The sequence below is a fragment of the Monashia sp. HAY1-5C genome (genome assembly GCF_056755255.1).
The window spans coordinates 1-448 of sequence record NZ_JBPGXG010000286.1; the positions used below are offsets into that span (position 1 = coordinate 1).

At 67.9% G+C, this 448-nt stretch carries 1 protein-coding gene; it reads right to left on the reverse strand.

Annotation, left to right across the window (positions count from 1 at the left end; translation table 11 throughout):
- Positions 1-340, reverse strand: a 340-nt coding sequence (locus ACR9ZK_RS21685) for a helix-turn-helix domain-containing protein (RefSeq protein ID WP_481344028.1), incomplete at its 3' end; no start/stop codon positions are given.
- Positions 341-448: the final 108 nt, after the last annotated feature.

The window sequence follows — 448 nt, forward strand, 5'->3', positions numbered from 1 at the left end:
GGTAGGGCACCTGGTGGCGGCGCAGGATCCGTGAGACTGTCCGCGCCGGGACCCCGACCCTCGGGCCGAGCACGTCGGGACCGTCGCGATGCGCGGCCCGGGCAGCCAGGACCTTCTGCTCGACCTGTTCGCTGGTCCTCGTCGGCATCGTGCGCGGCCGTGAAGAGCGCGTGACCAGCCCGGCCTCGCCCTCGATGGCGTAGCGGTCGATCCAGGTCCGGACGCATTTGCGGGACACGCCCATCGCGGCTGCGATGTGCGCTTGCGGCCAGCCGGCCTGATGACGTTCAACGATCAGTCGCCGACCATGGACGGTCAGCCGGGCACTACCGTGGGACACGAGAACCTCCGGGTTGGAGTGGGCCTTCGACAAGCCACATCCCATTCGGAGGTTCTCGTTCATTCAAGCAGGCTCGCTGCTACCAACCTCATGGCCGGGTACACCTAG